Here is an 8,981-nt window from a genome sequence, read left to right on the forward strand (position 1 = left end):
ATATATAACCATATTTTACCATTTTTATTAGGAGATTAGTATAATAAAAACGTTTTTGAATCAATTTAATTTTATGAATTGGGGGACTACAAAGTTTAAAAGATTTTATGAAATTCTCGTATAATATATTTCAATTTTAATGAATAAAGTAGTTAATACTTTTACCATTCTGATCTAAATAAGCTACATTATAGTAATCTTTAATAGGCGTATTCTTTTCTATTTTTTTAAATAAATAAAAAAATGACTTTTGAGGTACGATTAATTTCACATTTTCATTTTCTTGAATATTACTTTCACTTGTAAACTGCTTTTTAGATACTATAATCGATTTAATTTTTCCATATGCATTTTCACCTTCAAATACCCCGTAGTTACCTTTATTTGTTTTAATTTTTCTTGATCTGAACCAATTATTTTTTTCGACGGAACCATATGTACAACTTTTTATTTGAAATTTATGATTCATGCCTTCTTCTAATTTACAAAATCCCTCGTCAATATTGTTGACATTCACAAATGCAATTGCTGTATCTGTTTTAGAAATCTTTTGAACTGCTCGAACGGTAAATGAATCATCATTTTGATTCCAATTTGAAATGATTTCACTTAAGTTTTTTGCATGAAGTGAAATATTGTATTTTTCATTATATCGCTTAGATTTTATTTTTTGATAAGACAATATTCCGGCCAGTATTATAAAAAATAGTATAAAAAGTGTAATAATCTTTTTTTTCATTTTCTCCCCTTTTCAAAAGATACTCTTTTTGATTTAAGATTTATTTAGGGATAAATTCCTTGATCTCTTTTGATAAAATTGCCGTGTCCCACGGATTCCAGTAGTAGTTTGCACCGTCAAATTGTATATCAAACTTATAAGCAATTGGTTCATCTGTATATAAAACTAAATCATAATAAATAGGTGCGCCATTTTTAATATTAGGTTGAAAGTTAACATCTTCTTTACTTGTCTTCAAGATATTCAGAAAATCATCCAATTTCTCTTTATCTTTTAGGTCTGATATCTTTCGTATATTAGATTCATGCGATTGATAAATTTCAATTAAATTCACTTTATCTAATGCGACATTCTTAAAGTTCCACTTATAGTCAGTTTTATCTTTAGCATAATAAACTCTAAAACCATGTATTGTACTTTTATCTTTTAATGCTAGAAAATCATTGTATCCCTTGATTGAATAAATAGCAGTTCCTTTCTCATGGAACGCTGCATCTCCATCTTTTATTTGGTAGCTAGGATTTGTAATATGATCCGCGACTCTGAATTTAACTTCTCCTAACTTATCTCCAATTAAATTTTCGTTCGATAAAATACCAGAATTTATGCCATAATACTCGACTCCATTAAATTTAACAAAATCGACCCAATCAATTATTGAATCATTTCCTGATTGTGTAGAGTTACAACCTACTAATAGTAAAGGCAAAAATAAAAAAGATAACATTCTATTTTTGAAACGCTTCATCATTTCCTCCTTAATTTTTCTACTTTACATAATATTCCATTTTCGTGATGATATACCCTCTTAAATTTCACATGACAAACGCACATTTTTTCTAAAAGATTGTCCTTGAAAGCACTTACATTTCAATTGAACATAAAATATATTGAATGGAGGGATGAATGAAATGGAAAGAATTATTTTAATGTTTGCTAGTATTTTAGCTGGTTTTGCTTTAATCAAAATGCCTTTAGCAGGCACATTCTTATCAAGTGTACAGCCATTAACAGATTTAATTGGTATTTTAGCTATTTTAATTTTCTCGTTATTCCTAATATATAAAGCATTTATGTCTCTAATCGGTAAGCAATAACTATATTAGGTTTTGGGAATCTTCAAATATAATATTTAAAAAATATTAAATAAACCTGTACCTTAGTTTACTTGCTAATCTAAGATACAGGTTATTTTTTTGATTCTTATAAGAAAAATTTTTTTAAAATCTCAAGTAAGAAGCAGGTATTTTTTTAAAAATTCTCACACAGCGAAAAAGGAATCTTTTCGATTCCTTCATTTTACGTTATATTATGAGAGAACTTCTTCTTTATCTGGCATTTTCTTAAGTTTTCTAAGGTAAGGAATCATGAGAATTGCACCCATAACGAACGTAATCCCCTCAGTAATTGTAAGAGACCAAATTAGTCCATTTAAATCATAAAAGTAGTGTAATATAATCACAACTGGGATGAAAAGTACACCTTGTGTAATCGACATTATGCCTGTTGCAAGCCCTTCGCCAGATGCTTGAAAGATGCTAGTGAATAAACCAGTGAATCCATTAAAAACAGATGATATCAGTTGGGCAGTTAAGATTATTCCTCCTATACTTAATACTGCTGAATCACTTGAAAATAGTCCAAGTACTGGAATTTTAAAGAGGTAAACAATTCCTCCGAATACAATGGAAACTCCACCAATCCATAACGTTAATTCTTTTAAAGTTTCATAAAGTCGTGTTTTATTTTTACCACCAAAATTGTAAGCAATTAATGAAATAGCCCCTATAAATAATCCCATTGTAATAAACTCTGGAAGTTGTGCAACCCTTACAGCAATCCCAAAGCTTGCAACTACGTGATCGCCATATTCCATCGCATAATTATTTAATAATAAAGTCGTAACAATTAAGAAGGACATTTTAAATAATTCTGGAACTCCGACTTTATAAATTTCTAATTGATCAGTAAGTGAAATTTTCCAATGCTTAATGAATCCTTTTAATGTTTCACTTTTTCTTTGTAGGAACCAAATGTAATAGATGCTAGCTGCGATATTGGCTAAAACCATTGAAAGTGCCGCACCCATTACATGAAGATTTAAAACTAAAATGAATAGTACATCAAAAATTATGCTACAAATAACACTTATAAACATTCCATACATCGATTCTTTTGCTGCACCTTCTGACCGAACGACTTGTTCTAGTGCAAAGTTTAATATAAAGGCAAAACTACCTGCAAAAAGGATAATTGTATATTGCTTTGTATAAAGTAATGTCGCAGCGTTAGCTCCTAGTAAATGAACAATTGGATTAACAAAAAATAATGCAATTGCTGCGACAATCAATCCGCAAATAATACTTATATAAAAAGCATAACCTGCAACAGATTTTCCTTTATGAAGATTCCCTTCACCTAACAATCGCGTGATAAAAGTACTTGCACCAACACCAAATACATTCCCGATTGCCATTAATACAGTTAAAATTGGTAGGCCTAATGTAATCGCGCTTAGCATCGCAGTATCATGTACTAATCCTATAAAAAATGCATTAATTAAGTTATAAATTGTGCCCGCAGATATTCCAATCATCATTGGAATACATAAATGAGCAATTGCTTTTCTTATTGGTGCTTCTTTTAAATAATAAATATTGGATTGATCTACTTCAAATTCTTCCATTTTATTCCTTCCTCTCCGAACCTATTATGTTATTCTCTGTTTTTGATTAGAATTCTAACTTTTAGAATTCTAACTATATAGTTAAACGACCGTAATGGCCGTAATCAATCAAAGGTGTGAATCAATTTTTTTCAAAAGGCGTAAGAACTCTGCTTTTTCTTCTTCTGTTAAACATTCAATTAATTCAACTTCTGCTGAAGAAAACATTTCATTAATTTGATCAACAATTGCTTTTCCCTTATCTAATACGAAAATCTGTTTCTGACGTTCATTATCAGCTTGGATTTTTCTTTCGATATACCCATTCTTTTCAAGCCCTTGAAGCATGCTTGTTATACTTGCACCTCTTCTATTAAATGCGTCTGCTAAATCTTTTTGAATAATGCCTTGATCTTGGTGCTGAGCAATATAGCTAATCATCCTACCTTGTTGAGGATTTACTTCAAGCTCTTTTGTTCGATTTGTTAATTTTTCTCGTACTTTAAACATGATGGAACCAAGAAGTCTCGTATACGATGTATTAATCAAATCGTTCACCTCCAAATAATTAGATATCTAACTGTTTGAATTAAATATACCTCGATTCGAATTTCACGTCAATAAAAAAGTTAAATACCTAACTGATAGAATTCTAACAATAAGGATGTTGACTATTTGATTCTCATATAAAAAAGATCATCTTTAATGCATTTGTAGATGTTGGAAAAAGACTAAAAAGTCGGCCTTTAATGTGTAAAGACCGACTTTTTTCAATCAAGCTAAATTTAATATTTCCATTAGTAACACGGGACTCTTATGTTTTTTCGATAGGATGGCTAACTCTTCGTTCACTACGCTCTTTTTTCCTGAATCACGATGGTCTTTGGAGCACTTTATTGCATGGCTTTCACGAAATCGGCGTCATCATAGCGGATATACGTAATTTTTCCATCCGCATTCACGCTCGTACGACCTGTTACAGTGAAAGATTTGTCACTTTCTCCTTCTTTTTTTGCAACGAAGTGGACTGTGAACTCATAATCCCCTTCGCTCCCTTTGACCTCGGTTGCCGTGACATCGGTCACAGCTAACGTATACCCACGATTTTGCGCAGTCGAGATGTACCGAAATGCGTGTGCTGCGACAAACACATCAAATGCTTTTTTAGTAAAATACGCTCCATACATTTTTTTGTAATACGTTTCAAGTGGAGACGGGCTGGTCGGTTGGGTACTATTTCCATTAGAATCGATAACGGTTGCACTGTCACCTGATTCGATGTGCTTTATGAGTTCAGGATCACTTGTGAACTGGTTTGTCAGGACATGTTGGATCGTCGCTATCTGTTCAGTACTTCCACTTTTTTTCTTCGTATCTTGTTTCGACGATGTACACGCCGCTAGTAAACAACTTATCACTAGTAAAACTACGACGCTACCTTTCCACTTTTTCATCTTAATTCCCCCTTCTTCTTCGCTATGCTCTCTACGTTCGCTCCGCTCTAATTTATAAAAAACAAATAACCGACGAACTGAATGAGGAGCACTTTCCAATATTTTCTAGTTCCTAAGGTATTCTCCATTCTGTTCTTTTATACCTTCTTCGTTCCTCGCACGGACAAAGCTAAAGAACACCGATTTTTTCTATCCTTTCAACATGTCGTTATAGGTAGATACGAAATTGAAAATATTTGGATTTACTATTCTCAAGTAAGAAATCAACTAAACGGTTGATGTTGATATTCAAATACTGAATGCGTTAGTTCAATCATTTTATATTTCGCATCAATAAGCAGTGTTTCATTTTTTTCAAAAAAAAAAAGCAAAGCTAATATAGCTTCACTTCTAAAAATTAATCCTTAAGTGGAATTTTTAAGTTTTACTTGCTTTAACGTTGCAACAATCAGAAAACTTACGATCACTAATAAAAGCCATGAACTTACTTTTCCAAGATGAACAAGACTCCATGCATCAGTTTGATTTGGATATTGCCATGCTCCAAAAAATGTTGCGATATTTTCAGCAATCCAAATAAAAAATCCGATTAGCACAAAAGAGAGTGCGATTGGCATGCGATATTTTGTTCCATTAACTTCGTAAGTAACCCATGATTTCCAAAATACAATTATGACTAATCCTGATAACCACCAACGGACATCAATCCAAAAATGATGAGTAAAGAAATTCAAATAAATCGTTGCAGCTAATGAAGCAACTATAAAAAACGGCGGCCACTTTATCAACTCAACATTTAATCTTCTCCACGCCTGGCACAAATAACTCGCAACACTCGCATACATAAATCCACTGTATAGTGGCACTCCAAATATTTTTGAATAACCTTCCCCCGGATAAGCCCATGAACCCATATGTACTTTAAAAAGCTCAAGTGCAAGACCTATTAAGTGGAACATTGTGATTACCTTTAATTCATCCTTTGTTTCAAGTCCAGAACGCAGCATTATCCACTGCATCAAAATACAGATAATTAATAACCAATCGTATCTCGGTAAAAAAGGAAGTGGCACAATCTTTGTAAAAGCTAATGAGGCAAAAATAACAACTGGAAATATACACGAAAGAGCTTGCTCAAAGCCAAACCGGACTAGTTGCTTAAATGCTCTTATGATTTGTAGCTCTGTTTTTTGAATACTTAAATTCATAAGTAATTCCCCTTTTTAAATTATTAATCCTATAATTCTTCATCGCCCAGATATTCTAATATGTCTCCGGGTTGACATTCTAAAGCTTTACAAATTGCTTCTAAAGTTCCAAACCGAATCGCTTTTGCCTTTCCGTTTTTTAAGATTGAAAGATTCGCCATTGTAATACCAACCCTCTCAGAAAGTTCAGTTACACTCATTTTCCTTTTTGCCAGCATTACATCAATATGAATTAATATTGCCATATTCTCCACCTCAGACCGTTAAATCATTTTCTGATTTGATATCAATTGCTTCTTTTAAGAGCCTTTGAAGTACGGCAGCAAAAACGGCAATTACCATTGAAGCAAATATCAAAATCATACCGATTACAATAATTCCCGGAGCGTCATCCATATCCGCAATTAAATAAAAAAGCGGTAATCCTAGTACATACAAGACACTAATTGCAATCGCACTAAGTTTTATATTTTTTAATGAATTAACCGATAATTCCGAGAAAGCTTTGTTTTGATCAATATAAATTAACAGCTTAAAGGCCTGATAAAGGGCAAAATAAAAAGGAATCGCTGCTGCATAAAGATCAATAAAAATGAGATATTTCATTAAAGCTATTTTTGGATATAGCTTAGCTGCGTAATTCGCAATCTCAGGGACTACAAATATACATAATGCAAGAACTGGGATCCCTATAAGAATAACTACTATTTTTAAAAAGAGCGTTGACCCTTGTTTCATAAAACGCACCTCACTAATATATTTTCAATTTGAATTTAACATATAATTTATCGTTTTACAATAAATTTATGTTGTTTTTTATTATATTATTATCGTTATAGAAATATCCTTCCATTATATAAAAAGTATAAAAGTATCTGTGTATAAACTTAAAAAGCAAAGCCTCCAGAAATGTTAGAGTTGAAATAACTTTAAAAATTAAATATACTGTTAGTAACACATTACTGTTAATAACAGTATACTATTAGTAACAGTACAAATTAAGTAAATAGATCTATTTAGGAGGTAAATATTATGAAACATACAGGACGACATACTGGTGCATTTCTTTTATTATTTTTAACAGAGGGTGATAGCTATGGTGGGAAACTTTTGCAAAAATGTGAAGAAGAGCTTCCGATCAATCCAATTGACAGTTCTATATTATATCGGACTTTAAAGCAATTAGAGGCTGAAGGTGCAGTTGAGTCTTATTTAGGTACATCCGAACAAGATAAACCGATAAAGATGTACAAAATTAAGAAAGTAGGAAAAGAAAAATTAGCAGAATTTCATAAAGATATTGAAGAAAAACTTAAGAATTTAACATTTTTCATGAATAGATACGATGTATGGCAGGAGAAGAATCATGATTAATGCTTCGATCCTATACAGTCTAGCAATTACTCTTACTATTATTTCTTTTATAAAAGATCGAACTAAAACGAAAGAAGCTCTACTGAAATCATGGAAAATGTTTTGTAATATTTTGCCTGAAATTCTGTCTATTATGTTTTTCGTAGGACTATCCTTATCTTTATTAACACCGACCTTTGTTTCTTCAATTATTGGGGAACAATCTGGAATAATAGGGATTATAATCTCTACATTAATTGGTTCAGTTGGACTAATTCCTAGTTTTATCGTTTTTCCACTAGGAGAAACATTAGTCCAGAATGGCGCAGGACTGCCTCAAGTAGCAGTATTAATGTCAACATTAATGTCAGTAGGTATCATCACTTTACCTATGGAACAAAAATTATTTGGAAGAAATTTTGCCATTGCACGTAATGCGAGCGGGCTAATAATGTCGCTTATATTTGCATATATAATTTGGGTGGTGATGACTTGAATGAGTTAAAAAAATATCGTTTCTTTTTTATTTTATTAGTAGGCTTTATTATACTAACTTTAATCAATCACTCGGTTGGAATAAAAGCATTTAAATTAACTGGAAATAGCATTTTGAATATGTTATTCCTCCTCCCCCCTGTATTAATATTCGTAGGCTTACTTGACAAATGGGTTGAAAAAGAAACTCTTATTAAATATATGGGAAATAAATCTGGAATTTACGGAGTCTTGTTTGCGCTCTTACTAGGAGGTATTGCAGCTGGTCCTCTATACTTAGCTTTTCCGATAGCGGTACTTTTATTGAAAAAAGGAGCAAGTATTCGTTATGTTGTCTTCTTTTTAGGTGTTTGGACAACTGCTAAACTACCTGTTGTAATATATGAATTTTCTTCATTTGGAATGAAATTTACACTGATTCATATTTGTTTTGGATTAGTATTTTACTATTTCATGGGCATCATCTTTGAAAAGTTTTTTGATAACAAGCAATTGTTAAATTGCGATAAAAATCAAGACATCTCAATATAGGATAAAACAAACTCTATTTTAGACAGTATGCAAACACTAATCTTCCTTTGTTAGAATCGAGATTATGTACGATTTGATTTTTGAAAGTAAAAAACTTTAATTAAATACAAAAGACTAGCCAGTAAGCTAGTCTTCTTTTATGTAATGCTCTATCTCCCTACTTGTTAACAACCATTAAATAACATATTGCACTTGTCATACAATTCTCCAACATGAACGACCTTAAATCATTCTCTTGAATTTTTTGTATAATCTGTATGAGTGTCTAGTATAATCTAGTAATTTTAACGGAACTTTAATAGACACTTTATACAACGTTTTTTATATAGTTTATAGTAAGCTTTAACTAAATCGTCCCACTTATCATCTTTTCCTTTTTTATAGAAATCTGATATATCGACGACGTAGGTCCAGAGCTTAGGGACTTTATAAAATCCCCAGAATTACTAAGGTTTTGAAATAATTTTATTTATGATAAACGCTTGATTTAGAATATACAAGATCATAGTATTCAGACATTTCTTCTTCTGTTATAT

12 protein-coding genes are annotated in these 8,981 nt (G+C 31.5%); 4 read left to right on the forward strand and 8 right to left on the reverse strand.

Annotated features, from left to right (window positions below):
* Positions 1–136: 136 nt before the first annotated feature.
* Together ACFCYN_RS24165 and ACFCYN_RS24170 are read right to left on the reverse strand one after the other, a co-directional pair.
* A complete protein-coding gene (locus tag ACFCYN_RS24165; protein ID WP_375952470.1) occupies positions 137–739 on the reverse strand; it encodes a hypothetical protein in 603 nt (200 codons plus the stop codon).
* A gap of 40 nt (positions 740–779) precedes the next feature.
* Positions 780–1,487, reverse strand: a complete 708-nt coding sequence (locus ACFCYN_RS24170) for a hypothetical protein (RefSeq protein WP_172445066.1) — start codon at positions 1,485–1,487, stop codon at positions 780–782.
* A 163-nt stretch (positions 1,488–1,650) separates the two neighbouring features.
* On the opposite strand from ACFCYN_RS24170, the gene ACFCYN_RS24175 reads away from it, so the two are divergent.
* Positions 1,651–1,836, forward strand: coding sequence for a hypothetical protein (locus ACFCYN_RS24175; RefSeq protein WP_172445067.1), 186 nt, complete (start codon positions 1,651–1,653; stop codon positions 1,834–1,836).
* Between the two features lie 212 nt (positions 1,837–2,048).
* On the opposite strand, the gene ACFCYN_RS24180 is transcribed toward ACFCYN_RS24175, so the two are convergent.
* The 6 genes from ACFCYN_RS24180 to ACFCYN_RS24205 all read right to left on the reverse strand — a co-directional run bounded on the left by ACFCYN_RS24180 (position 2,049) and on the right by ACFCYN_RS24205 (position 6,804).
* Positions 2,049–3,425, reverse strand: a complete 1,377-nt coding sequence (locus ACFCYN_RS24180; RefSeq protein ID WP_172445068.1) for an MATE family efflux transporter — start codon at positions 3,423–3,425, stop codon at positions 2,049–2,051.
* Between the two features lie 108 nt (positions 3,426–3,533).
* Positions 3,534–3,953, reverse strand: a complete 420-nt coding sequence (locus ACFCYN_RS24185; RefSeq protein ID WP_216854168.1) for a MarR family winged helix-turn-helix transcriptional regulator — start codon at positions 3,951–3,953, stop codon at positions 3,534–3,536.
* A gap of 344 nt (positions 3,954–4,297) precedes the next feature.
* Positions 4,298–4,858, reverse strand: coding sequence for a hypothetical protein (locus tag ACFCYN_RS24190; RefSeq protein WP_172445069.1), 561 nt, complete (start codon positions 4,856–4,858; stop codon positions 4,298–4,300).
* 404 nt (positions 4,859–5,262) lie between these two features.
* Positions 5,263–6,030, reverse strand: a complete 768-nt coding sequence (locus ACFCYN_RS24195) for a DUF817 domain-containing protein (protein ID WP_172447638.1) — start codon at positions 6,028–6,030, stop codon at positions 5,263–5,265.
* A gap of 65 nt (positions 6,031–6,095) precedes the next feature.
* The gene (locus tag ACFCYN_RS24200) at positions 6,096–6,320 is read right to left on the reverse strand and encodes a helix-turn-helix domain-containing protein (protein WP_172445070.1); all 225 of its coding nucleotides are present in this window, start codon (positions 6,318–6,320) and stop codon (positions 6,096–6,098) included.
* Position 6,321: 1 nt separating this feature from the next.
* Positions 6,322–6,804 carry a DUF2975 domain-containing protein gene (locus tag ACFCYN_RS24205; RefSeq protein ID WP_172445071.1) on the reverse strand — a complete coding sequence of 161 codons (483 nt, stop codon included), beginning with the start codon at positions 6,802–6,804 and terminating at the stop codon, positions 6,322–6,324.
* A gap of 294 nt (positions 6,805–7,098) precedes the next feature.
* Between ACFCYN_RS24205 and ACFCYN_RS24210 the strand changes: the two genes are divergently transcribed.
* The 3 genes from ACFCYN_RS24210 to ACFCYN_RS24220 are packed head-to-tail and all read left to right on the forward strand — an operon-like array spanning position 7,099 to position 8,445.
* Positions 7,099–7,440 (forward strand): PadR family transcriptional regulator, encoded by a 342-nt coding sequence (locus tag ACFCYN_RS24210; protein ID WP_172445072.1) that lies wholly within the window; start codon positions 7,099–7,101, stop codon positions 7,438–7,440.
* The gene (locus tag ACFCYN_RS24215) at positions 7,433–7,915 is read left to right on the forward strand and encodes a hypothetical protein (protein ID WP_172445073.1); all 483 of its coding nucleotides are present in this window, start codon (positions 7,433–7,435) and stop codon (positions 7,913–7,915) included. Before ACFCYN_RS24210 ends, ACFCYN_RS24215 begins: the two co-directional genes overlap by 8 nt.
* Entirely contained in the window at positions 7,912–8,445 is a 534-nt protein-coding gene (locus tag ACFCYN_RS24220; RefSeq protein WP_375952477.1) for a permease, read from the forward strand. Before ACFCYN_RS24215 ends, ACFCYN_RS24220 begins: the two co-directional genes overlap by 4 nt.
* The last annotated feature ends 536 nt before the right edge of the window (positions 8,446–8,981 follow it).

The sequence above is a fragment of the Gottfriedia sp. NPDC056225 genome, assembly GCF_042267765.1.
Classification (GTDB): Bacteria; Bacillota; Bacilli; order Bacillales; family Bacillaceae_G; genus Gottfriedia.

Bases quoted from the DNA above. Each gene is read 5' to 3' on its own strand.
- ACFCYN_RS24165 (WP_375952470.1), bottom strand. From the start codon at position 739: ATGAAAAAAAAGATTATTACACTTTTTATACTATTTTTTATAATACTG.
- ACFCYN_RS24170 (WP_172445066.1), bottom strand. From the start codon at position 1,487: ATGAAGCGTTTCAAAAATAGAATGTTATCTTTTTTATTTTTGCCTTTA.
- ACFCYN_RS24175 (WP_172445067.1), top strand. From the start codon at position 1,651: ATGGAAAGAATTATTTTAATGTTTGCTAGTATTTTAGCTGGTTTTGCT.
- ACFCYN_RS24180 (WP_172445068.1), bottom strand. From the start codon at position 3,425: ATGGAAGAATTTGAAGTAGATCAATCCAATATTTATTATTTAAAAGAA.
- ACFCYN_RS24190 (WP_172445069.1), bottom strand. From the start codon at position 4,858: ATGAAAAAGTGGAAAGGTAGCGTCGTAGTTTTACTAGTGATAAGTTGT.
- ACFCYN_RS24205 (WP_172445071.1), bottom strand. From the start codon at position 6,804: ATGAAACAAGGGTCAACGCTCTTTTTAAAAATAGTAGTTATTCTTATA.
- ACFCYN_RS24210 (WP_172445072.1), top strand. From the start codon at position 7,099: ATGAAACATACAGGACGACATACTGGTGCATTTCTTTTATTATTTTTA.
- ACFCYN_RS24215 (WP_172445073.1), top strand. From the start codon at position 7,433: ATGATTAATGCTTCGATCCTATACAGTCTAGCAATTACTCTTACTATT.